This is a genomic window from Streptomyces sp. G45 (genome assembly GCF_049542095.1).
Classification (GTDB): domain Bacteria; phylum Actinomycetota; class Actinomycetes; order Streptomycetales; family Streptomycetaceae; genus Streptomyces.
The window spans coordinates 7,459,295-7,482,730 of the sequence record NZ_JBMUZU010000001.1; the positions used below are offsets into that span (position 1 = coordinate 7,459,295).

A 23,436-nucleotide genomic window follows, 5' to 3' on the forward strand; every position below is an offset into this window, starting at 1 on the left:
GTTCCGCCCTTCCTCCGCGGGCTCGGGCGAGCCCGGCACCGCCGGGCAGGTCGTTTCCGGCTGAGCGCCGTCGCGGCGGAGAAGGACCACCGGCGGCACCCGGCCCCACCCCTCACCTCCGTACGTCTGAAAGCGACTCGATGGTCAACGGTCCCGAACTGATCTCCCCGCGTTCGTCGCGCGTCAGCGCCGCGCGGCGGCTTGGCAAGCGGAACTTCCGGGGGAAGGAACGCTTGTTCCTCGCGGAGGGGCCGCAGGCCGTGCGGGAGGCGGCCGGGCACCGCGACGGCGACCGGGCCACGCTCGTCGAGCTGTTCACGACCGTGGACGCCGCCGAGCGGTACGCGGACATCGTGGCGGCGGCGCGGGACGCGGGCGCGCGGGTGCACCTCGCCGACGAGAGCGTCATCGCCGACATCTCCACCACCGTCACCCCGCAGGGGCTGGTCGGGGTGTGCCGGTTCCTGGACGTGCCGTTCGAGGAGATCCTCGCAGGGCGGCCCAAGCTCGTCGCCGTGCTCGCGCACGTACGCGACCCGGGGAACGCCGGGACCGTGCTGCGCTGCGCCGACGCCGCGGGCGCCGACGCGGTGGTGCTCACCGACGCCTCCGTCGACCTGTACAACCCCAAGGCCGTCCGGGCCTCGGTCGGCTCGCACTTCCACCTGCCGGTAGCGGTGGGCGTGCCCGTCGAGGAGGCCGTACGCGGACTGAAGGGCGCCGGCGTGCGCGTGCTCGCCGCCGACGGCGCGGGCGCCGACGACCTCGACGCCGAGCTGGACAAGGGCACCATGGGCACCGAGACCGCGTGGATCTTCGGCAACGAGGCGTGGGGCCTGCCGGAGGAGACCCGCGCACTCGCGGACGCCGTGGTGCGCGTTCCGATCCACGGCAGCGCCGAGAGCCTGAACCTCGCGACGGCGGCAGCCGTGTGCCTCTATGCGTCCGCCCGTGCACAGCGCGCCGCCGGAGGGTGCCGTTCCGTCACCCCCGGCTAGTAGTGTGTCGGGCTCCAGGGCCCACTCATCCGGCCCAGGGCCCACTCAGCCGGTTCCGAGAGGCGGGGATCACGGGGACATGAGCGTCGGCACGAGCAGAGCACCGGGAGTGCGGGACCTCCTGTGCCCACCCCCCGGCCCGCCGGGCCCGGGGCTCGGCGAGCTCGGCATCGACCCGGACGACCTGCCCGACGGCCTCGTCGTCGCCGACGAGACCGGGTGCGTCATCTGCTTCAACGCCGCCGCGGCGCGCATCACCGCCGTGCCCCCCGCCGACGCCCTCGGCGCCCCCATCGAGCGCGCCCTGCCCCTCGAAGACCTCGAAGGCCGCCGCTGGTGGCAGCTCACCGACCCGTACGGCGGCCTGGCCACACGCGTGGCCCAGCCCGAGCGCAACCTGCTGCTCCCCGGCGGCCGCGAGGTCCTGGTCTCCGCCCGCTACGTACGGGCCCGGCCCACGGGCCCGCTGCGCCGCCTCGTCGTCTCGCTGCGCGACACCGAGGCCCGGCGGCGCACCGAGCGCAGCCACGCCGAGCTGATCGCCACCGTCGCCCACGAGCTGCGCTCCCCGCTGACGTCCGTGAAGGGCTTCACGGCGACGCTGCTCGCCAAGTGGGAGCGGTTCACCGACGACCAGAAGCGCCTCATGCTGGAGACCGTCGACGCCGACGCCAACCGCGTGACCCGGCTCATCGCCGAGCTGCTCGACATCTCCCGCATCGACTCCGGGCGGCTCGAACTGCGCCGCCAGCCCGTCGACATCGGCGCCGCCGTCGGCCGCCACATCCAGGCCCACGTCGCCGCCGGGCAGGACGCGGACCGCTTCCTCGTCCGCCTCCAGCAGCCGCTGCCCGACCTGTGGGCCGACCCCGACAAGATCGACCAGGTGCTCAGCAACCTCCTGGAAAACGCGGTGCGGCACGGCGAGGGAACTGTCACCATCGACGTGGCGCCCTCGCCGTCCCTGCGCGTGCGGGGCGCGACGGAGACCGCGGTCACCGTCAGCGACGAGGGCTCCGGCATTCCGGAGGAGTCGATGGGCCGCGTGTTCACCCGCTTCTGGCGGGGCAGCAAACGCGGCGGAACGGGACTGGGGTTGTACATCGTGAAGGGCATCGTGGAGGCGCACGGCGGGCGGATCACCGTCGGCCGCGCGGCGAGCGGCGGCGCCCAGTTCCGATTTACCTTGCCCGTGGGGGCTCCGGCGTACCTCCAGTGATCGCGGCCGGGAAACCGGCGATCACCGCCTGAGCGGCCCACGGGCGCAAGCGTTCACCTCAGCCCCGTTAGACTCGGCCTTTGGCACATTTGCGTCCCCTTGATGCGGGACGGCTCAGCACCGAGTCGCGCGCGGGACCATCCGCCAGCCAACCGGAAGCACGGGAAGAGATGTCGGCACCGAACAAGTCGTACGACCCTGTCGAGGTCGAGGCACTGAAACCTGAAGAGATCGAGCGCATGCGGGACGAGGCGCTCGCCGCCTTCGCGGCCGCCGCCGACCTCGACCAGCTCCAGGAGGCGAAGACCGCGCACTGCGGCGGCACCTCGCCGCTCGCGCTCGCCAACCGCGAGATCGGCGCGCTGCCCCCGCAGGCCAAGGCCGAGGCGGGCAAGCGCGTCGGCATGGCCCGCGGCGCCGTGAACAAGGCGCTGGCCGCCCGCCAGGCCGAGCTGGAGGCCGAGCGCGACGCGCGCGTCCTGGTCGAGGAGGCCGTGGACGTCACGCTGCCCTACGACCGCGTCGCGGCCGGTGCCCGGCACCCGCTGACCACGCTGTCGGAGCGCATCGAGGACATCTTCGTCGCGATGGGCTACGCCGTCGCCGAGGGCCCCGAGGCCGAGGCCGAGTGGTTCAACTTCGACGCGCTGAACATCGGGCCCGACCACCCGGCGCGCGGCGAGGCCGACACGTTCTTCGTGCGGGGGCCCGAGGGCTCCACCGCCGACTCCGGCGTCGTCCTGCGCACGCACACCTCGCCGGTGCAGGTCCGCTCGCTCATCGACCGCGAGCCGCCCGTCTACGTGATCTGCCCGGGCCGCGTCTACCGCACCGACGAGCTGGACGCCACCCACACCCCGGTCTTCCACCAGGTCGAGCTGCTCGCCGTGGACGAGGGCCTGACCATGGCCGACCTCAAGGGCACCCTGGACCACATGGTGCAGGAGCTGTTCGGCGGCGAGGGCATGAAGACCCGCCTGCGGCCGAACTTCTTCCCGTTCACCGAGCCGTCCGCCGAGATGGACATGGTGTGCTACGTGTGCCGCGGCGAGTCCGTGGGCAACCCCGACCGCCCCTGCCGCACCTGCTCCAGCGAGGGCTGGATCGAGCTGGGCGGCTGCGGCATGGTCAACCCCAAGGTGCTCCAGGCCTGCGGCGTCGACCCGGAGAAGTACAGCGGATTCGCCTTCGGGTTCGGCATCGAGCGGATGCTGATGTTCCGCCACAACGTCGAAGACATGCGAGACATGGTCGAGGGTGACGTCCGCTTCACCCGGCCCTTCGGGATGGAGATCTGATGCGAATCCCGCTTTCCTGGCTGCGGGAGTACGTCGACCTCCCCGCCACCGAGACCGGCCGCGACGTGCAGGCCAAGCTGATCGCGGCGGGCCTCGAGGTCGAGACCGTGGACCGGCTCGGCGAGGGCCTCAAGGGCCCGCTCGCCGTCGGCAAGGTGCTCACCATCGAGGAACTGGAGGGCTTCAAGAAGCCCATCCGCTTCTGCACCGTCGACGTCGGCCAGACCAACGGCACCGGCGAGCCGCAGGAGATCGTCTGCGGCGCCCGGAACTTCGCCGTCGGCGACAAGGTCGTCGTGGCGCTGCCCGGCGCCGTCCTGCCCGGTGACTTCGCCATCGCCGAGCGCAAGACGTACGGCAAGATGTCGCGCGGCATGATCTGCTCCGGCGACGAGCTGGGCATGGGCGACGACGGCAGCGGCGGCATCATCGTCCTGCCGCCCGAGCACGAGGTCGGCACCGACGCCATCGAGCTGCTCGAACTGGTCGACGAGGTCCTGGACATCGCCGTCACGCCCGACCGCGGCTACTGCCTGTCCCTGCGCGGCGTCGCCCGCGAGACCGCCACCGCCTACGGCCTGCCCCTGCGCGATCCGGCGCTGCTCGACGTCCCGGCCCCGAACTCCTTCGGCTACCCGGTGCAGATCAGCGACCCCGTCGGCTGCGACCGCTTCACCGCGCGCACCGTCACCGGCCTGCGCCCCGACGCCCGCTCCCCGATCTGGCTCCAGCGCCGCCTCCAGAAGGCGGGCATGCGCCCGATCTCGCTGGCCGTCGACGTCACCAACTACGTGATGCTGGAGCTGGGCCAGCCCCTGCACGCCTACGACCGCTCGCGCGTCCAGGGCACCATCGGCGTGCGCCGCGCGGAGCAGGGCGAGAAGTTCACCACCCTGGATGGCGCCGAGCGCGTCCTCGACGCCGAGGACCTGGTGATCACCGACGAGCGAGGCCCCATCGGCCTCGCGGGCGTCATGGGCGGCGCCAACACGGAGATCGCCGACCACACCGAGGAGCAGGGCACCACGGACGTGGTCATCGAGGCCGCGCACTTCGACCCGGTCTCCGTGGCCCGCACCGCGCGCCGCCACAAGCTGTCCTCCGAGGCGGCCCGGCGCTTCGAGCGCGGCGTCGACCCGCAGGCCGCGTCCGCCGCCGCGCAGCGGACCGTCGACCTGCTGGTGCTGCTCGCGGGCGGCACCGCCGAGGCGGGCGTCACGGAGGTCATCGCGCCCTCCGCGCCGCGCACCATCACCATGCCCGCCGACCACCCGGACAAGGTCGCCGGTGTCGCCTACGGCCGCGAGACCGTCGTACGCCACCTCCAGGAGGTCGGCTGCGACGTGTACGGCCAGGACGTCCTGACCGTCACCGTGCCGTCCTGGCGGCCCGACCTGGCCGAGGTCAACGACCTCGCCGAGGAGGTCATCCGCCTGGAGGGCTACGAGAACCTGCCCTCGACGCTGCCCAAGCCCCCGGCCGGGCGCGGCCTGACCGAGCGGCAGCGGCTGCACCGCCGCGCCGGGCGGGCGCTCGCGGGCGCCGGGTACGTGGAGGCGCCGACCTACCCGTTCCTCAGCGAGCAGGTCTTCGACCAGCTGGGCCTGGAGGCGGACGACCCGAACCGCCGCGTGGTCACGCTCGTCAACCCGCTCTCCGACGAGGAGCCCGCGCTCCGCACGACCCTCCTGCCGGGCCTGCTCGCCGCGCTGCGCCGCAACGACGGACGGGGCAGCCACGACCTGGCCCTCTTCGAGACCGGCCTGGTCTTCCACCCCCGTGAGGACGCGGCCCCCGTCGGGCGCCTGCCCGTGGACCGGCGCCCCACCGACGAGGAGATCGCCGCCCTCAACGCCTCGCTGCCCGAGCAGCCGCGGCACGCCGCGGTCGTCCTCGCGGGCGCCCGCGAGCGCGCGGGCTGGTGGGGCAAGGGCCGCCCGGCCGACTGGGCGGACGCCGTCGAGGCGGCCCGCACCCTGGCCCGCGAGGCCGGTGCCGAACTCATCGTCCAGCAGGGCCAGTACGGCCCCTGGCACCCGGGCCGCTGCGCCGAGCTGACGGTGTACCTGGACAGCGCGCAGGGGCCGAACGGCGAGCAGGGCGACCTGGTCTCCATCGGCCACGCCGGTGAGCTGCACCCGCGCGTCATCAAGGCGCTCGGGCTTCCCGCCCGCACCTGCGCGATGGAGCTGAACCTCGACCTCCTCCAGGAGGCGGGCGAAGGCGCGCTCCGGGCGCCGGGCATCTCCACCTTCCCGGTGGCCACGCAGGACGTCGCGCTCGTCGTCGACCAGGACGTGCCCGCCGCCGTCGTCGAGGCCTACCTGCGCGACGGCGCCGGTGAACTCCTCGAGGACATCCGCCTGTTCGACGTCTTCACCGGCGAGCAGATCGGCGCGGGCAAGAAGTCCCTGGCGTACGCGCTGCGCTTCCGCGCCGCCGACCGCACGCTGACGGTCGATGAGGCGAGCGCCGCGCGGGACGCCGCGGTGGCCCGCGCGGCCGAGACGACCGGAGCGGTGCTGCGCGGGGCGTGACCCCGCCCCGCCGGGCGGTCCGCCGAGGCCGCCCGGCGGTCCGCTGAGACCGCCCGGCGGAACAAAGGCGCTGTTGAGGGGCGCATCCGTGGACGCGGATGCGCCCCTCACTCGTACGGGTGACAACGCGGGGCGATCTGGCCCGATCCGGCCATGTGGTCGACACAATCGATCCGGCCGTTGGGGCCGGAGGGGCCACGGCCCGCGCGTCGAACCGGCCCCTCGGCCCGCCGCACGCTGAACCGGGCCTTAGGGGGGCCGTCGGCATGATCCGCATCAAGCCCTGCCCGCCCCGTCGCCGCCGAGCCGGGGTCCGGCGCGCCGGAGTCCGCCGCGCGGCGGGGTTCCGGCGGCGGCTGTCCGGGCTGCGCGCCCGGGTGCCCCGGGGCGACCCGCCGCCGTTCGAGCCGCCGCGCCGCCGACGCGTCCGGCGGGCCCTGTTCCTCGGCCTGCCGACGGTGTGGGGCGCCGTCGCCGTCACGTACAAGATGGTCTGCCCGCTCGCCCAGCAGAGCGGGCTCGGCGCGCGGATCGCCACCAGCGCCGTCTTCTTCGCCGTCGGGACCGGCCTGATATTCCACGTCCGGCACGCGCTGCTACGGGAGTTGCGGCAGGTCCGCGAGGTCGCGGGCGCCGCGCAGAACGTGCTCCTGCGGCCGCTGCCGCCGCGCGTCGACGGCCTCACCCTCGCCGCGGGCCGCCTGTCCGCCTCGCGCGGCGCCTCGGTGGGCGGCGACCTGTACGAGGTGGCGGCCACCGAGCACGGCGTACGCGTCGTCATGGGCGATGTGCGCGGCCACGGCCTCGCCGCGCTCGGCACCGTCGCCGCCGTGCTCGGCAGCTTCCGCGAGGCCGCCCACGACGAGCCAGACCTGGGGCGGGTCCTGCGCCGTCTGGACCGGGCGCTCGCCCGGCATCTGCGGGAGCGCTCCCGCGCCGAGCCGTCCGCGGGCGGAGCCGCGCCCCAGGACGGCCCGCTCGCCGAGGAGTTCGTGACGGTCCTGCTGCTGGAGATCGGGCACGAGGGTGAGGTGCGCGCGCTCAACTGCGGCCACCCCTGGCCCCATCGGCTGCGCGGCCGGGCCAGGGAGCTGCCCGGCGGCGAGCCGCTGCCGCCGCTCGGCCCGTTCCCGCTGCCCGCCGAACTGCCCGTGCACCGGTGGGGGCGGCTGCTTCCGGGGGACGCGCTGGTGCTGCACACCGACGGGGTGGCGGACGCCCGCGACCGGGCCGGGCGGTTCTTCCCGCTCCAGGCCGTGCTCAGCGAGGCCGCCCGCACGCCGCCGGTGTCGCCGCAGCACGTCATCCAGGCCGTCTACGCCCGGCTCCTGCGCCACGTCGGGCGGCTGCCCACCGACGACGCGGCGCTGCTCGTGCTGCGCAACGACCGGCAGTGGGTGCCCCGGCAGCAGACGGAGACCGGGCGGCGCGCCCGCACCATGAGCTGAACGCCGCCCGGTGTGCGGCCCGCGCCGTCCGCCCCGTCGTGGAACTGCCGGGCAGACGACGGGTGAAGCGGACGGCGCCGAAGAGAGGCCGTCGCACTGAGTGAGGGGGAGCCGACGGCCGGGCCGCCTCCTGGTGAGGGCCCTCAGTCAACCGACCCCGCGCCCCGCGCGGCAGAGCGCACACCCCCCGGATGCGAGCACTCCGTTCACACGGGGTGTGAAGGGCGCTCCACTACGCTGGTCGCACCGAGCCACCGGAGGGCCCTCCCATGCAGCCCAACACCCTGCTCGACGCGATCCTCGACGAAGCGGGCATCTCGCACGCGGGCCTCGCCGCCCACGTCAACCAGGCCGGAAAGGCCAGAGGGCTCGCCCTGAGATACGAACACACCGCCGTGGCCCGCTGGTTGAAGGGCCAGCGCCCGCGCGGCCAGGTGCCCGACCTGATCTGCGAGGTGCTGGCGGCGCGGCTGCACCGCACGGTCACCCTCGACGACATCGGGCTCGGCGTGCCCGGCTCCCCGGCCGCCCGCGGCGGCTCCGCGGTCTCCACGCTCTCGGGGTTCGTGGACCGGGCGACGGCGCTGTGGCGCTCGGACGAGCAGCAGCGGCCGCATCTCCTCGGGGCGCCCGCGGTGACCGGCACGCCCGCGGTGATGCCCGTGTGGGAGTGGGAGAACCCGCCGGAGGACGTGGACGTCTCGCGCGGCGGGCGCCACCCCGTCAGCATGGCGGACATCGACATGCTGCGCGCGGCCCGCACCCACTACGAGCAGATGTACCGCAAGACCGGCGGCATCGCGACCCGCAGCCGCATCGTCGGCTTCCTCAACGCCGAGGCGGCGCCGCTGCTGCGCGGCGGCTACACGGACGCGACGGGGCGCCAGCTGCACCGCGCCACCGGCGGCCTGGTCGCCATCGCGGGCATCTGCGCCTACGACTCGGACGCGCACGGCCTCGCCCAGCGCTACTTCCACCAGGCGCTGCGGCTGGCGAAGGCCAGCGGGGACCGGGGGCTCGGCGCCTATGTGATCGCGCTGCTCGTCAACCAGTCGCTGTTCATGCGCGAGTACCGCCAGGCCGTGGCGTTCGCGGAGGCCGCGCTGCGCGCCGCCGGGCGGGACATCACCCCGGCGCTCGCCTCCGACCTGTACGCGATGCAGGCCAAGGCGTACGCGCACCTGGGCGACGGGGGCAGCGCCCTGTCGTGCATCCGGCGCGCGGAGACGGCGGCCGACCGCATCCGGCGCGGGCGCGAGCCCGACGAGACCGGATACGTCCAGCCGGGCCTGGTGAACGTCCAGGTCGCGGAGGCGCTGCTCAGCCTCGGCGACCTCGCGGGGGCGCACGAGCACGCCGCCGCCGCGGTGGGCACCCCGACGCACGACCGGGGCCGGGTGCACCGGCTCGCCATGCTCAGCCAGATCGAGCTGCGCCAGGGGAACACCGACGAGGCCGTGGCCACGGCGGTGGAGATGGCGGAGCAGGCACGCGGGATGGAGTCGCAGCGGCTGCGCGACCGGCTGCGCGCGGTGCGGGAGCACCTGGTGCGCAGCGACTGCGCGGGCACGGCCGAGGCCGCCGAACTCATCGACGGAGCGCTGCGCGTGCCCCTGTGAGGGCACGGGGGCGCAGTGAGGCACGGACCGCCGTGACGCCGGGGCGCGGGAGGCGCGAGAGGCGACGGCACGCATGACACGTGCAACGCCGCCCTGCCGTGCGCGGAGTGCTCTGATCTCGTCCTGCTGCGATATTGCCATCTACTCGGCGGAAGGTGGCAGAACCGTGCAGTGGACGAAACAGAGCGAACAAACTGTGTATGGAAATCGGTGGTTCTCCGTCAATCTCGCGGACGTCGAACTGCCGGACGGTCGGCACCTCGACCACTTCCTGATAAGGCTCCGTCCCGTGGCCGTCGCCACGGTCGTCAACGAGGCCAACGAGGTGCTGCTGCTGTGGCGGCACCGCTTCATCACCGACAGCTGGGGCTGGGAGCTCGCCGCGGGCGTCGTCGAGGACGGCGAGGACATCGCGTACGCGGCGGCCCGCGAGATGGAGGAGGAGACCGGCTGGCGACCGGGACCCCTGCGTCACCTGATGAGTGTCGAGCCGTGCAACGGGCTCACGGACGCTCGGCACCACATCTACTGGTCGGACGAGGGGACCTACATCGGCCACCCCGAGGACGACTTCGAGTCGGACCGCCGAGAGTGGGTTCCGCTCAAGCTCGTCCCCGACATGGTGGCACGCGGGGAGGTCCCGGCCGCCAATATGGCGGCAGCACTCCTCTTGCTGCACCATCTCCGGCTCGGCCAGGACGCGGCCTAGCCGCGGTGGCCCTGAATCGCTGAACTAGTGGCCGAGCGCCTGCCAGACCGCCACGGCGAGCGCGCCGACCGCGGTGAGCGCCGCGAGGGCGGGCAGCGGCCAGCGGGTGTGCTCCAGTGCGGTGATCCGGACGGCCAGATCGTCCTGGTCCTTGGTGTGCTGGGCGTCGCGCTGGGTGAGCAGGGCGAGCTGTCCGTCCACGCGGGCGAGGCCCACGTCCAGGCTGCGCCGTAACTCTGCGAGTTCTTCCGGGACCACGGGGACCACAGGACGCTCGGGGTCGGTGGTCACGATTCCGCTCCTCTCTGTAGTGGTCACTTCCCCCCTTGTGCGCACGGAAAGTCAACTCGCCTGGTGGGCGCGGCGGGAGAGTGTGCGAAGGGCATATGCGAGCCCGGGGCGCACACGGTGTGTGAACGCCGCGGGCCCGGCACACTCGGTGTGCCGGGCCCGTGAACTGGCCGGAAACTGACTTGAATTCAGGTACGGAGCGTAGCCGGAACGGAAGACGATCAGCCGTCTGCGTCAGCCGTACGTGTAGAAGCCCGAGCCGGACTTGCGGCCGAGGCGGCCCGCGTCGACCATCCGCTGGAGCAGCGGGGGCGCGGCGTACAGCGGCTCCTTGTACTCGGCGTACATCGAGTCGGCGACCGAGGCCACTGTGTCCAGGCCGATCAGGTCGGACAGCTTGAGCGGGCCCATCGGGTGGGCGCAGCCCATCTCCATGCCGTTGTCGATGTCCTCGCGGGAGGCGATGCCCGACTCGAACATCCGGATCGCGGACAGCAGATACGGGATGAGCAGCGCGTTCACCACGAAGCCCGAGCGGTCCTGGGCGCGGATGGCGTGCTTGCCGAGCACCTTCTCGGTGAACAGCTGGGCCCGGCTGAGCGTGCCCTCCGACGTGGTCAGGGCCGGGATCAGCTCGACGAGCTGCTGCACGGGCGCGGGGTTGAAGAAGTGGATGCCGATGACCTGGTCCGGCCGGGAGGTGGCCACGGCCAGCTTCACCAGCGGGATGGAGGAGGTGTTGGAGGCGAGGATGGCGTCCTGGCGGGTCACCACCTGGTCGAGCACCTGGAAGATCTCGGTCTTGACCTGCTCGTTCTCCACGACGGCCTCGATGACGAGGTCCCGGTCGGCGAACTCGCCGAGGTCCGTGGTGAAGCTCAGCCGCGCGATCGTGGCGTCCCGCTCCTCCTCGGAGATCTTGCCGCGCTCGGCGGCCTTGGTCAGCGAGTTGTACAGGCGCGTACGGCCGATCTCCAGGGCCTCCCCGGTGGTCTCCGCGACCCGCACCTCAAGGCCCGAGCGGGCGCAGACCTCCGCGATCCCCGCGCCCATCTGGCCGCAGCCCACTACTCCGACGCGCGCAATGTCGGCCATTGAGTTGGTCACCTCGTGCCTTTCGCTCATCTACCAGGGCTGGCAGGTCGCCCCCCGCGGGGTGTCGGGTCCTGCCTCGCCGGTGAACGTTACTCCGCGCGTCGCGGTGCGCGGCCGTCCGGGTCGGGCATGCTGTCCCCGAACGGCCAGGGCTTGTCCGGGGACTTCCAGGAACACCAGGAACAGGGGACGGGATCGTGAGGCATTTGTCACGTCAAGGGGCACGTCAGAAGTCACGTCAAGAGTCACGTCAAGAGTCACGTCAGGTATCGCGTCGGACCTTCTCCGTGGCGGCGGCAGCGGCGGTCGCGGGGCTCGCGACGGCGGGCGACGCGGCGGCGCTGCCGGACTCCAGACGCTGGGGCCGGGAGATGAGAGGCATGTGGGTGGCGTCGGTGGTCAACATCGACTGGCCCTCGAAGCCGGGCCTGCCGGTGGAGCGGCAGCGGGCGGAGCTGATCGCCTACCTGGACGAGGCGGTGCGGCGCCGCCTGAACGCGGTGGTCCTCCAGGTGCGCCCGACGGCGGACGCGTTCTGGCCGTCGCGCCACGAGCCGTGGTCGGAGTACCTCACGGGCACGCAGGGCAAGGACCCGGGCTGGGACCCGCTGGGCACCGCCGTGCGCGAGGCGCACTACCGGGGCCTTGAGCTGCACGCCTGGTGCAATCCGTTCCGGGTCGCCATGCACGCCGACCCGAGCCGCCTGGTGCCGACCCACCCGGCGCGCCTGCACCCCGAGTGGGTCGTGCCGTACGGCGGGAAGCTGTTCTACAACCCGGGCCTGCCCGAGGTGCGGCGCTTCGTGCAGCAGGCGATGCTCGACGCGGTGCGCCGCTACCCCCTCGACGCGGTGCACTGGGACGACTACTTCTACCCGTATCCAGTGGCGGGCCAGGTCTTCGACGACGACGAGGCCTTCGCGCGGTACGGCGGCGCCTTCCCCGACCGGGCGTCGTGGCGGCGGGACAACATCGACCGGCTGGTGCGCGAGATGGGCGTCCGCGTGAAGAAGGCCCGGCCGGGCACCCAGTTCGGGATCAGCCCCTTCGGCGTGTGGCGCAACGCGGCCACCGACCCGACGGGCTCGGACACGCGCGCGGGCGTGCAGACCTACGACGACCTGTACGCGGACACCCGGGGCTGGGTGAGGAAGCGCTGGATCGACTACATCTGTCCGCAGCTGTACTGGCACATGGGTCAGGCCGCGGCGGACTACGCCAAGCTGGTGCCCTGGTGGGACGCGGTGGCCCGGGGCACGGGCGTGCGGCTGTACGTGGGGGAGGGGCTGTACAAGGCGGGGGACCCGGCGCAGGCCGCGCCGTGGCAGGACCCGGCCGAGCTGTCCCGGCACCTCACGTACGCCAAGGGCTTCCCGCGGGTGCGGGGCACATCTTCTACTCGGCGAAGCACGTGGTCGCCGACCGGATCGGCGCGATGCAGCGGGTGGTGGACGACCACTACACGCGGCCCGCGCGGTAGCGGCGGCGTAGGCCCCGGGCGCGGGCCCGGGGCCGCTGCGCGCTAGTCGCCCTCGGCGGCGAAGTGACGTACGACGGTGTCGGGGCCGGGGGACATCAGCGTCTCGTGACCGTCCTCGAACCGCACGCGGTACGGCGGACCGCCGTCCGCGCCGAGAACCTCGATGACTTCCGCAGTCCGGTCGTGCTGTCCGACGATCCTGCCGTGGATCAGCAGCCGGTCGCCCACGGATGCTCGCATGGGGAGTGACCTCCTCGTCCGCGTCGCGGTTGGTGGCGGTGCGTGGCCGTCAGTGTACGACCGGTGGCGTGGGTTGGGGCCTACTCGCGCGCCCGTTGCGTGACGGCGATGCACACGAGGACGGCGACGGCGGTGAGGGGCGCCGCCGGGGTGAGGCTCTCGCCGAGCAGCAGCACCGACCACACGAGCGTCAGCAGGGGCTGGGCGAGCTGGAGCTGGCTGGCCTTGGGGATGCCGATGGCGGCCATGCCGCGGTACCAGACGAGCAGGCCGAGGAACTGCGAGCCGAGCGCGGCGTACAGCAGGCCCGCGGTGCTGTGTCCGGTCAGCGCGAAGGGCTCGTGCGGCAGCGCGACCGCCGCGAGCACCGCGTTCAGCGGCAGGCACAGCACCAGGGCCCAGCCGATGACCTGCCAGCCGGGCATGTGCCGGGCGAGACGGCCGCCCTCGGTGTACCCGGCGGCGCACACCAGCAGCGAGGCGAAGAGGTACAGGTCCGCGGTGGACAGGGCGCCGCCGCTCTGCCGCACGGTGAACCCGGCCACCGCCGCCGCGCCCGCGAGGGCCGCCGCCCAGAAGGCGCGCGAGGGCCGGGCGCCGGTGCGCAGCACGGAGAACACGGCGGTGGTCAGCGGGAGCAGTCCGACGACCACGGCGGCGTGCGCGGTGCTGGACGTCTGGAGGGCGAGCGAGGTGAGCAGCGGGAAGCCCACCACGACGCCGCCGCCGACGACCGCGAGGGCGGCCCAGTGGGCGCGCGGCGGCACCGGCACGCGCAGCGCGAGCAGGCAGCCGCCCGCGACGAGCCCGGCGAGCAGGCAGCGCAGGGCCACGAAGCTCCACGGGCCGATGCCTTCCAGGCCCCAGGCGGTGGCGGGGAAGGTGAGCGAGAACGCGACGACGCCGAGGGCGGCCTGGGCGGTGCCGAGGCGCTGGGCGCGGCGGGTGGGGGCGTGCGGGGCGGGGGCGGGTGACGCGGGGGTGTGCGGGGCGGTGCGCGGCGCGGGGTGGCCGGTGGCGGTGTGCGGCGCGGGGTGGCCGGTGGCGGTGCGGGGCGCGGGGCGGTCGGTGGTGGCGCGGGCCGGGACCGCTATCCGCCGCTGATCAGTAGCGCTATCCTGTGCTCTCATGCAAGAGCGTAGCAGTGTGGGTGAACTGGCACGACAGTTGCGGAGCGAGCTGAATCGCTACTCTCCCGGTGGAAAGCTCCCGTCGAGTCGTGTGCTGGTCGACCGGTTCCGGGTGAGCCCGGTGACCGTGTCCCGGGCGCTGGCGCAGCTCGCCGCGGAGGGCCTGGTCGTCACGCGCCCCGGCGCCGGGGCGTTCCGGGCCGAGGCGCGCGGCGGCGCCGCTCACGCCGCCGGTGACACCTCCTGGCAGGAGGTGACGCTGAGCGCGGACGCCGCCGCGGAGGTCGTGCCACGGTCCGTCGACGCGTCCGGCGTCCTCGCCACGCTCGCCGCGCCGCCGCCCGAGGTCATCGAGTTCAACGGCGGCTATCCGCACCCCTCGCTCCAGCCGGAGCGCGCCATGGCGGCGGCGCTCGCGCGGGCGGGCCGCCGCCCCGGCGCCTGGGGCCGCCCGCCGATCGACGGCCTGCCGGAGCTGCGGGAGTGGTTCGCGCGCGGCATCGGCGGCGCCATCACCGCCGCCGAGGTGCTGATCACCGCGGGCGGGCAGAGCGCGCTGACCACCACGCTGCGGGCGCTCGCCCCGCCCGGCGCGCCCGTCCTGCTGGAGTCGCCCACCTACCCCGGGCTGCTCGCGATCGCGCGGGCCGCGGGGCTGCGGCCCGTTCCGGTGCCCGTGGACACCGACGGTGCCCGGCCCGAGCTGCTCGCCGCCGCGTTCCGGGCGACCGGCGCCCGCGTGTTCGTGTGCCAGCCGCTGTTCCAGAACCCCACCGGGGCCGTGCTGTCCGCCGAGCGCCGCCCGGAGGTGCTGCGCATCGCCCGCGAGGCCGGGGCGTTCGTCGTCGAGGACGACTTCGTACGCCGTCTGGCGCACGACGGCGCGGGGCCGCTGCCGCGCCCGCTGGCCGCCGACGACGAGGACGGCGTCGTCGTACACGTCTGCTCCCTCACCAAGGCGACATCGCCGAGCTTCCGGGTGAGCGCGCTCGCCGCGCGCGGGCCGGTCCTGGAGCGGCTGCGCGCCATCCAGGTCGTCGACCACTTCTTCGTCCCGCGCCCGCTCCAGGAGGCCGCCCTCGAACTCGTCGGCTCACCGGCGTGGCCCCGCCATCTGCGGGCGGTGGCGGGGGAGTTGACGGAGCGCCGGGACCGGATGGCGGCGGCGCTGCGCCTCAGCCTGCCCGAGCTGGCGCTGCCGCACGTCCCGGCGGGCGGCTACCACCTGTGGCTGCGCCTGCCCGACGGCACGGACGAACTCGCCCTGGCGGCGGCCGCGTTGCGCGCCGGGGTCGCGGTGGCGCCGGGCCGCCCGTACTTCGCCGCCGAGCCCCCGGCCGGGCACGTCCGCCTGAGCTTCGCGGCGCTCGCGGGCGCCGGGGAGATCACGGAAGGGGTACGCCGACTGCGGGCCGCCTGTGATGAGGTGGGCGCATGACCGATGAGCACGCGCGTGAGTTCGAGCTGCCCGACGGGTACGAGCTGTCCGCCGACCCCGCCCGCGTGGACGCCGGACGGGTCCACCACTGGCTGTCCACCGACGCCTACTGGGCGCTCGGCCGCACCCGCGCCACGCACGACAGCGCCATGGTGGGCTCGCTCAACTTCGGGGTGTACGAGACCGCTTCGGGCGCGCAGGTCGCGTACGCCCGCGTGGTGACCGACCGCGCGACCTTCGCGCTGCTCTGCGACGTGTACGTGGACCGCTCGGTGCGCGGCAAGGGCATCGGCACGGCCCTGGTGGCGGGCGTGCGCGACCACCTCGCCCCCTTCGCGCTGCGCCGCGTCCTGCTGGTCACCGCGGACGCCCACGGCGTGTACGAGAAGTTCGGCTTCACGGCCCTGCAGAACCCGGAGAAGTGGATGGTGCTGGGCGCGCAGTGAGCGCCGCGGGGCATCAGGCCACGCGGGTGTACTGGGTCGTCAGGAGGAGGTCCTTGGCCGGGCCCCGGACGCGCCAGCGCGTGCCCCAGCGGTCCTCGGCAGCCACGGTGAACTCGCCCCGGTAGAGGTCCGCCGCGCACGGGTGGTCGGCGGTGTGGCGGCCCGTCCGCAGGTCCAGGTCGTGGAAGGGGCGGCCGTCCGCGAAGCGCACCACGGCCGTGCCCGGGGCGCCGCCCGGCAGGAACCGCAGCGTCCGCTCGGCGGGCCGCGCGACCCCCCGCCAGGTGAACGTGCCCGACTCGTGGTGCAGCAGCCCGCCGCCGTCCGCGCCGGGCAGGGCCGTGAACCGCGTCACCCCGGTGAAGCGCCCCTCCAGCGGGACGCCCCGCCCGGCGGCGAAGTCGCCCACCGTCCGCTCGACCCGCCAGGTCCCGCACAGGTAGGCGAGAACGTCCGGCACGGCGTATCCGGCGTCGTCAGGGAGGGGCATACCCGCAGCCTACGCGGCCCCGGCCCCGGGCGGACCCGCCGCCGGGCCGCGCCCTACCGGTCCACCACCGCCAGGCTGTTCGCGTCGTACCGCGCCCCCGCGACCCGCCCGGCGGGTGCCGCCGCGTCGATCGCGGCCAGCTCGGCAGCCGACAGCTCAAGGGTCGCGGCGGCCACGTTCTCCTCCAGGTACTTCGCGCGGCGCGTCCCCGGGATCGGCACCACGTCGTCGCCCCGCCGCTGCACCCAGGCCAGCGCCAGCTGCCCCGCGGTGACGCCCTTCTCGGCGGCCAGCGCGTGCAGCGTCTCCACGACGGTGAGGTTCCGCTCCAGGTTCCCGTCGGCGAACCGGGGCTGGGTGCGGCGCACGTCGTCCGCGGCGAGCCCGTCGACGGACCTGACCGTGCCGGTCAGGAAGCCCCGGCCGAGCGGCGAGAACGGCACGATCCCGATGCCCAGCTCCCGGCACACCGGCACGATCTCGTCCTCCAGGTCCCGCGTCCACAGCGACCACTCGCTCTGCAGCGCGGCGATGGGGTGCACGGCGTGGGCGCGCCGGATCGTGCGGGCGCTCGCCTCGGAGAGCCCGAGGTGGCGCACCTTGCCCGCCGCGACCAGCTCGGCCAGCGCGCCGACCGTCTCCTCGATCGGCACCTCCTGGTCGACGCGGTGCACGTAGTACAGGTCGATGTGGTCGACGCCGAGCCGCGCGAGGGAGGCGTCGCAGGCCCGGCGCACGTACGCGGCGTCGCCACGGATCACGGTGGGCTCGCCGAGCCGGTTGGCGAAGCCGAACTTGGTGGCGATCACGGCCCGCTCCCGCCGGTGCCCGGCGAGGGCGCGGCCGAGAAGCCGCTCGTTGTGGCCATGGCCGTAGTAGTCGGAAGTGTCGAAGAGGGTGACGCCGAGGTCGAGGGCGCGGTGGACGGTCGCGGTCGACTGGGCGTCGTCCGAGGAGCCGTAGCCGTGGCTCATCCGCATGCAGCCGAGCCCCTGGGCCGAGACCGTCAGGGCGCCGAGCTTGCGGGTGGGCAGGCCGGTCATGGTCGTACCTCCAGTCGTACGGCGGCCGTGCGCGAACGCGGGGGCCGTGCGCGGGCCGTGTCGTGATCTCGGCCGTGACCCTAGGAGTTGGAGCGCGCTCCAGGGCAAGCGCGGCGCGTCGGGCACGGGGGCTGGCCCCAGGGCCGGTGGGCGGGCTGGCCGGATGTCGGGCGGGGCACGCGCGCCCCTAGCGTCGGCCGGACCACGACCACACCCCGCTCCACCCAGGAGACAGCGATGCGTTCCGCGTCCACCGTCACCCTCACTGGCCTCGGCCTCGCCGCCCTGCTCACGACCGCGACCGTGACCGCGCCCGCCGACGCGGGTGCGGCGCCCCCGCCGCCGGGCCGCCCGCCGGGCCTCGCCGCGTTCGCGCACCAGCGCCTGAGCTGGACCGACTGCCCCGCCGACCAGAAGGCGTTACGCGAGGCGGGCGCCCGCTGCGCCAGGGTCACCGTGCCGCTGGACTACGCCCGCCCCGAGGGCCGCACCATCGAGATCGCCGTCTCCCGGGTCCGGGCCAAGGCCCCGGCGGGCCAGCGCCGGGGCGTCCTGCTGTCCAACCCGGGCGGCCCCGGCGGCCTCGGCCTCGCCTCCACGCTGGCCCTGCGCCCCGCCCTGAAGAAGACCGCCGACGCCTACGACCTGATCGGCTTCGACCCGCGCTTCCTCGGCGAGAGCACCCCGCTGACCTGCGCCCCCGCGCCCCCGCCGCCCGCCCCCGCGCCGACCACGAGCCCCCGCGCGGACTTCGAGGCGGCCGTGGCGAAGGCCCGCGTGGACGCCCGCCGCTGCCACGAGCCCGGCGACAACGCCCGCCTGCTGCCGCACGCCTCGTCCCGCAACGTGGCCCGCGACATGGACCTGATCCGCGCGGCCCTCGGCGAGCCCCGGATCTCGTACTACGGCGTCTCGTACGGCGCGGACCTCGGCGCCACCTACGCGCAGCTCTTCCCGCGCCGCGTGGACCGCATGGTCGTCGACTCCGTCACCGACCCGGCCGCCACCCAGTACGAGCAGTTCCAGCGCTCGGGCGGCCCCGCGGAGGCGGCGCTCGACGAGTGGGCCGCGTGGACCGCCCGCCGCCACGCCGCCTACCGGCTCGGCCGCACCCCGCGGCGCGTGCGCGCCCACGTAGAGGCCGTCCTCGCCCGCGCCGAGCGGCGACCGCTGACCGTGGACGGCGTCCGCCTGGACGCGCCGACCCTGCGGATGCTGCTCAAACAGCCCCTGACGCAGTACGAGAACGACGCCACCGTGGCCGCCCTCGTGCGCGACCTGGTGGCCGCCGCGCACGGCCGCCTCACCGAGCCGGGGCCCGAACTCGCCCGCATGCTCGACCTGTTGCGCTCGCCCGAGCTGGCGGACGGCATGCTGGGCGGCATGCTCTTCATGTGCGGCGACGGCGGCTGGCCCGCGGGCGGCTGGCCCGGGGACACCGAGGTGTACTGGCGCAACAGCCAGCGCAGCCGCGCCGCCCAGCCCGTCTTCGGACCGTTCGTGAACGGCGTGACCGCGCCCTGCGTGTTCTTCCGCACGCCCCCGCGGGAACCCGCGGTGACCATCGGCAACGACGTGCCCGTCCTGCTGCTCCAGGCCCGTCGCGACCACACCCCCTACCGCGACGCCCGCGCCATGCACCGGGCGCTGCGCGGCTCCCGCATGGTCACCGCCGACATCCGCGGCCACGGCGTGTACGGCCGTGCCGTCGACGGCCTGAGGCCGGTGCCGTGCGCCGACCGGGCGGTCAACGCCTACCTCGGCGGGGCGAGCTGCCCGGCCGGGACCTCGTCTGTCCCGCCGGGTGAGCCGTCACGAGAACTGGTCCACCCCCGTGAGGTCGGCGGACAGCTCCCACAGCCGGGCCGCCGCCTCGGGGTCCACCGCCCACGGCTTGACCCCGCCGATCAGCATGTCGTCGGTGGTGGCCGCCTCCGCGATGTCGCAGTCCTGGCAGTAGGCGCCGCCGTGGCCCTCCAGGAGCGGCGAGGTGGCTGCCCACACGGCCGTGGCCGCGCCCTGCTCCGGGGACTTGAAGCCCTCGGCGGGGCGCCCGTCGGGGCCGATCCAGCCCTGCGCCAGCTGCTCGGCGCGCGGGACGTGGCGCTGGAGCGGGGTGAGGACGCTGCCCGGGTGCACGGCGAAGGCGTGGATTCCGCGGTCCCCGGCGAGCGCGTCCAGGTGCCGGGCGAAGAGGGCGTTCGCCGTCTTGGACTGGGCGTAGGCCAGCCAGCGGTCGTAGCCGCGCTCGAAGTGCGGGTCGTCCCAGCGGATGCCGGACAGGAAGTGCCCGGAGGAGGCCACCGCCACGACGCGGGCGCCCGGCGCGGCCAGCGCGGGGGCGAGGTGGTTGACCAGAGCGTGGTGGCCGAGGTGGTTGACCGCGAAGTGCGCCTCCCAGCCGGGGCCGACGCGGGTCTCGGGGCAGGCCATGACGCCCGCGTTCGCGATCAGCAGGTCCACCGTGGTGCGGGCGCGCAGGACGCCGTCGGCGAAGGCGCGGACGCTGTCGAGGTCCGCCAGGTCCAGCGCGGCCACCTCCACGCCGGGGACGCCGCGCACGGCCGCCCGCGCCGTGCCGGGCCTGCGGGCCGGGACGATGACCCGGGCACCGGCACGGGCGAGGGCCCGGGTGGCGGCCAAGCCGAGGCCGGAGTAGCCGCCGGTGACGAGGGCGGTCCTGCCGGTCAGGTCGATGCCGTCGAGGACGTCGTCGGCGGTGCTCCGGGCGTCGTAACCGGAACCGATCTTGCGTTGCTGCGCTGGTGTGGTCGTCATGGGCGGGACGCTAGGACCTAGACTGCGATCTAGATCAAGCTCTGGTCGGCTGAGGGGGCGGGCGATGGCGGGCGCGGCGGGCGGGATGTCCAGCGGGATGTCCATCGGGGAGGTCGCGGAGAGGACCGGGCTCAGCGTGCACGCGCTGCGGTTCTTCGAGCGCGAGCGGCTGTTCCTGCGGCCCGTGCCGCGCACCGGCGGCGGGCGGCGCGTCTACGAGGCGGCCGACGTGGAGTGGCTGCTGCTGTGCAACCGGCTGCGGGCGTCCGGGATGCCGATCGCGACGCTCAAGCGGTTCGCGGACCTCGTCCGCTCGGGCCCGGGGAACGAAGCGGAACGCCTCGCGCTGCTCCAGGAGCACGAGCGGGCCGTCCGCGCCCGCGTCGCCGAACTGGAGGCGAGCCTGGAGATCATCCACGGCAAGGTCGTGGCGTACGAGCGGCACGTCCGCGCGGGCACCGCCGCGGGAGTGTGGGCGCCGGACCTGTCCCGCTGACCGGACGGGCGGGTTTCGGCCGTCCGGCGCCCGGGGCGGGGCGCGCGGCGGTGACGGGACGGGCAGCGGTGGCCTGCGTGGGGGCGGGGACCCGGGCCGCCGCCGCGCGGCGGTTCCGGCCGGTGCCCACGCGTGCGCCAAGGGCCCTGTCGGGGAGGTCGCGCACACGAGATATCTTGATGTCGAGCAATGTTGCAGACGTGGAGCGGAGCACCCGGTGACTGACTCGACCATCATCTATACGCACACTGACGAGGCCCCCGCCCTCGCGACGCATTCGTTCCTGCCCGTGATCCAGGCGTACGCCTCGACGGCCGGTGTCCGCGTCGAGACCCGTGACATCTCCCTGGCGGGCCGGATCATCGCGAGCTTCCCCGAGCACCTGGAGCCGGGCCAGCGGATCGACGACGCGCTGGCCGAGCTCGGCGAGCTGGCCAAGACGCCGGGCGCGAACATCATCAAGCTGCCGAACATCTCGGCGTCCATCCCGCAGCTCAAGGCCGCCATCGCCGAGCTCCAGGGCCAGGGCTACGCGCTGCCCGACTACCCGGACGACCCGAAGACCGACGAGGAGCGCGAGATCCGCGCCCGCTACGACAAGGTCAAGGGCTCCGCGGTCAACCCGGTGCTGCGCGAGGGCAACTCCGACCGCCGCGCCCCCGCCTCGGTCAAGAACTACGCCAAGGCCCACCCGCACCGCATGGGCGCCTGGACGGCCGACTCCAAGACGAACGTCGCCACCATGGGCGAGAACGACTTCCGCTCCACCGAGAAGTCCGTGGTCATCGCCGAGGACGGCGCCCTGCGCATCGAGCTGGCCGCCGAGGACGGCACCACCACGGTGCTGCGCGAGTCGGTGCCGGTCCTCGCGGGCGAGGTCGTCGACGCCTCCGTGATGCGCGTGGCCGCGCTGCGCGAGTTCCTCGCCGCGCAGGTCGCCCGTGCCAAGGAGGAGGGCGTGCTGTTCTCCGTGCACCTGAAGGCCACGATGATGAAGGTCTCCGACCCGATCATCTTCGGCCACGCGGTGCGCGCGTTCTTCCCGCAGACCTTCGAGAAGTACGGCGACGCGCTGCTCGCCGCCGGTCTGTCCCCGAACGACGGCCTCGGCACCATCCTGAAGGGCCTGGACTCCGTGCCCCACCTGGGCGCCGAGATCAAGGCGTCCTTCGAGGCCGAGCTGGCCCAGGGCCCCGCCCTCGCCATGGTCGACTCGGACAAGGGCATCACCAACCTGCACGTCCCGAGCGACGTCATCGTGGACGCCTCCATGCCCGCGATGATCCGCACCTCCGGCCACATGTGGGGCCCGGACGGCCAGGAGGCCGACACCCTCGCGGTGCTGCCCGACAGCTCCTACGCGGGCATCTACCAGGTCGTCATCGACGACTGCCGCGCCAACGGCGCCTACGACCCGGCCACCATGGGCTCGGTGCCGAACGTCGGCCTGATGGCGCAGAAGGCCGAAGAGTACGGCTCCCACGACAAGACCTTCGAGGTCCCGGCCGCGGGTACCGTCCGCCTGGTCGACGCCCAGGGCAACGTGCTCATCGAGCAGCCCGTCGCCGCCGGTGACATCTTCCGCGCCTGCCAGACCAAGGACGCCCCGATCCGGGACTGGGTCAAGCTGGCCGTCACCCGCGCCCGCGCCACCGGCGACCCGGCCGTGTTCTGGCTGGACGAGGGCCGCGCGCACGACGCCGTGCTCATCGAGAAGGTCAAGCGGTACCTGCCGGAGCACGACACCGAGGGCCTGGACATCAGGATCCTGGCGCCGGTCGACGCGATCAAGCTGTCCGTGGAGCGCATCCGCCGCGGCGAGAACACCATCTCGGTCACCGGCAACGTGCTGCGCGACTACCTGACCGACCTGTTCCCGATCCTGGAGCTGGGCACCAGCGCCAAGATGCTCTCGGTGGTCCCGCTGATGAACGGCGGCGGCCTGTTCGAGACCGGCGCCGGCGGCTCCGCCCCGAAGCACGTGCAGCAGCTGGTCAAGGAGAACTACCTGCGCTGGGACAGCCTCGGCGAGTTCCTGGCGCTCGCGGTGTCCTTCGAGCACCTGGCGCAGACCACGGGCAACGCCCGCGCCCAGATCCTCGCGGACACCCTGGACCGCGCGACCGCCTCGTTCCTCAACGAGAACAAGTCCCCGAGCCGCAGGCTCGGCGGCATCGACAACCGCGGCAGCCACTTCTACCTGGCCCTGTACTGGGCCCAGGAGCTGGCCAAGCAGACCGACGACGCCCAGCTGGCCGAGGCCTTCGGGCCGCTGGCCAAGACGCTCACCGAGCAGGAGCGGACGATCGTGGACGAGCTGATCGCCGTCCAGGGCTCCCCGGCGGACATCGGCGGCTACTACCAGCCGGACCCCGCCAAGGCCGCGGCCGTCATGCGCCCGTCGGCGACCTTCAACGAGGCCCTCGCCACGCTCGCCTGACCCCCGCCGCGCGCCCCTAGGGCCCGGTAGGACAGCCATCCCTTCCGCCCCGGTCGGCAACCGCCGACCGGGGCGGTCGTGTCTCGGCCACCGGACGGGGACGCTGCCTCCGGTTGGCCAACCCTGGCCGCCCGGCCCGGCCCGGTGCCACGATTTCCCCAGCTCGTCGGCGCACGGGGGCCCGCGGGAACCCGAGGCGGCACGAGATCCGCATTGCATAAACGTGCGATGACTTGTATAT

General features: G+C 74.1%; 18 protein-coding genes and 2 pseudogenes. 13 read left to right on the forward strand and 7 right to left on the reverse strand.

The annotated features are described in order from the left end of the window. Positions 1-140 precede the first annotated feature (140 nt). From ACOBQU_RS31650 to ACOBQU_RS31680, 7 genes are all read left to right on the forward strand, one after another. Entirely contained in the window at positions 141-998 is an 858-nt protein-coding gene (locus tag ACOBQU_RS31650; protein ID WP_423631820.1) for a TrmH family RNA methyltransferase, read from the forward strand. 79 nt (positions 999-1,077) lie between these two features. Further along, positions 1,078-2,217, forward strand: coding sequence for an ATP-binding protein (locus tag ACOBQU_RS31655; protein WP_423631822.1), 1,140 nt, complete (start codon positions 1,078-1,080; stop codon positions 2,215-2,217). 170 nt (positions 2,218-2,387) lie between these two features. After that, positions 2,388-3,515: a phenylalanine--tRNA ligase subunit alpha gene (gene pheS / locus ACOBQU_RS31660; RefSeq protein ID WP_423631824.1), complete on the forward strand. Its 1,128-nt coding sequence runs from the start codon at positions 2,388-2,390 to the stop codon at positions 3,513-3,515. Further along, complete coding sequence (gene pheT, locus ACOBQU_RS31665) at positions 3,515-6,052, forward strand: phenylalanine--tRNA ligase subunit beta (RefSeq protein ID WP_423631826.1); 2,538 nt, start codon at positions 3,515-3,517, stop codon at positions 6,050-6,052. The genes pheS and pheT overlap by 1 nt, the downstream gene beginning before the upstream one ends. 488 nt (positions 6,053-6,540) lie before the next feature. Then, positions 6,541-7,500, forward strand: a complete 960-nt coding sequence (locus tag ACOBQU_RS31670) for a PP2C family protein-serine/threonine phosphatase (protein ID WP_423634845.1) — start codon at positions 6,541-6,543, stop codon at positions 7,498-7,500. A gap of 269 nt (positions 7,501-7,769) precedes the next feature. After that, positions 7,770-9,119, forward strand: a complete 1,350-nt coding sequence (locus ACOBQU_RS31675) for a transcriptional regulator (protein WP_423631828.1) — start codon at positions 7,770-7,772, stop codon at positions 9,117-9,119. A gap of 166 nt (positions 9,120-9,285) precedes the next feature. Continuing rightward, the gene (locus ACOBQU_RS31680; protein WP_423631830.1) at positions 9,286-9,828 is read left to right on the forward strand and encodes an NUDIX hydrolase; all 543 of its coding nucleotides are present in this window, start codon (positions 9,286-9,288) and stop codon (positions 9,826-9,828) included. 24 nt (positions 9,829-9,852) lie between these two features. Here ACOBQU_RS31680 and ACOBQU_RS31685 read toward each other — a convergent pair whose 3' ends face one another. Together ACOBQU_RS31685 and ACOBQU_RS31690 are read right to left on the reverse strand one after the other, a co-directional pair. After that, a complete protein-coding gene (locus ACOBQU_RS31685; RefSeq protein ID WP_423631832.1) occupies positions 9,853-10,119 on the reverse strand; it encodes a hypothetical protein in 267 nt (88 codons plus the stop codon). Positions 10,120-10,353: 234 nt separating this feature from the next. Beyond that, on the reverse strand, positions 10,354-11,214 hold the full coding sequence (locus ACOBQU_RS31690) for a 3-hydroxybutyryl-CoA dehydrogenase (RefSeq protein WP_423631833.1): 861 nt from the start codon (positions 11,212-11,214) through the stop codon (positions 10,354-10,356). Between the two features lie 287 nt (positions 11,215-11,501). Between ACOBQU_RS31690 and ACOBQU_RS31695 the strand changes: the two are divergent. Continuing rightward, positions 11,502-12,694, forward strand: a pseudogene (locus ACOBQU_RS31695) (glycoside hydrolase family 10 protein). A gap of 42 nt (positions 12,695-12,736) precedes the next feature. On the opposite strand, the gene ACOBQU_RS31700 reads toward ACOBQU_RS31695, so the two are convergent. Both ACOBQU_RS31700 and ACOBQU_RS31705 read right to left on the reverse strand, forming a co-directional pair. Further along, positions 12,737-12,934 (reverse strand): DUF1918 domain-containing protein, encoded by a 198-nt coding sequence (locus ACOBQU_RS31700; protein WP_423631835.1) that lies wholly within the window; start codon positions 12,932-12,934, stop codon positions 12,737-12,739. A gap of 80 nt (positions 12,935-13,014) precedes the next feature. After that, the gene (locus ACOBQU_RS31705) at positions 13,015-14,064 is read right to left on the reverse strand and encodes a DMT family transporter (RefSeq protein ID WP_423631837.1); all 1,050 of its coding nucleotides are present in this window, start codon (positions 14,062-14,064) and stop codon (positions 13,015-13,017) included. Here ACOBQU_RS31705 and ACOBQU_RS31710 point away from each other — a divergent pair. Both ACOBQU_RS31710 and ACOBQU_RS31715 read left to right on the forward strand, forming a co-directional pair. Then, on the forward strand, positions 14,063-15,502 hold the full coding sequence (locus ACOBQU_RS31710; RefSeq protein WP_423631839.1) for a PLP-dependent aminotransferase family protein: 1,440 nt from the start codon (positions 14,063-14,065) through the stop codon (positions 15,500-15,502). The two genes, ACOBQU_RS31705 and ACOBQU_RS31710, sit on opposite strands and share 2 nt — an antisense overlap. Continuing rightward, the gene (locus ACOBQU_RS31715) at positions 15,499-15,948 is read left to right on the forward strand and encodes a GNAT family N-acetyltransferase (protein ID WP_423631841.1); all 450 of its coding nucleotides are present in this window, start codon (positions 15,499-15,501) and stop codon (positions 15,946-15,948) included. The genes ACOBQU_RS31710 and ACOBQU_RS31715 overlap by 4 nt, the downstream gene beginning before the upstream one ends. A 13-nt stretch (positions 15,949-15,961) precedes the next feature. On the opposite strand, the gene ACOBQU_RS31720 is transcribed toward ACOBQU_RS31715, so the two are convergent. Both ACOBQU_RS31720 and ACOBQU_RS31725 read right to left on the reverse strand, forming a co-directional pair. Further along, positions 15,962-16,438 carry a DUF6314 family protein gene (locus tag ACOBQU_RS31720; protein ID WP_423631842.1) on the reverse strand — a complete coding sequence of 159 codons (477 nt, stop codon included), beginning with the start codon at positions 16,436-16,438 and terminating at the stop codon, positions 15,962-15,964. A gap of 53 nt (positions 16,439-16,491) precedes the next feature. After that, on the reverse strand, positions 16,492-17,481 hold the full coding sequence (locus tag ACOBQU_RS31725; RefSeq protein WP_423631844.1) for an aldo/keto reductase: 990 nt from the start codon (positions 17,479-17,481) through the stop codon (positions 16,492-16,494). A gap of 237 nt (positions 17,482-17,718) precedes the next feature. On the opposite strand from ACOBQU_RS31725, the pseudogene ACOBQU_RS31730 reads away from it, so the two are divergent. Further along, positions 17,719-19,203 (forward strand): annotated as a pseudogene (locus tag ACOBQU_RS31730) (alpha/beta fold hydrolase); the annotation flags it as partial. Between the two features lie 90 nt (positions 19,204-19,293). On the opposite strand, the gene ACOBQU_RS31735 reads toward ACOBQU_RS31730, so the two are convergent. Beyond that, entirely contained in the window at positions 19,294-20,259 is a 966-nt protein-coding gene (locus ACOBQU_RS31735; protein ID WP_423634846.1) for an oxidoreductase, read from the reverse strand. 64 nt (positions 20,260-20,323) lie between these two features. On the opposite strand from ACOBQU_RS31735, the gene ACOBQU_RS31740 reads away from it, so the two are divergent. After that, the gene (locus tag ACOBQU_RS31740) at positions 20,324-20,755 is read left to right on the forward strand and encodes a MerR family transcriptional regulator (RefSeq protein WP_423631846.1); all 432 of its coding nucleotides are present in this window, start codon (positions 20,324-20,326) and stop codon (positions 20,753-20,755) included. 217 nt (positions 20,756-20,972) lie between these two features. Next, positions 20,973-23,195 carry an NADP-dependent isocitrate dehydrogenase gene (locus tag ACOBQU_RS31745; RefSeq protein ID WP_423631848.1) on the forward strand — a complete coding sequence of 741 codons (2,223 nt, stop codon included), beginning with the start codon at positions 20,973-20,975 and terminating at the stop codon, positions 23,193-23,195. The last annotated feature ends 241 nt before the right edge of the window (positions 23,196-23,436 follow it).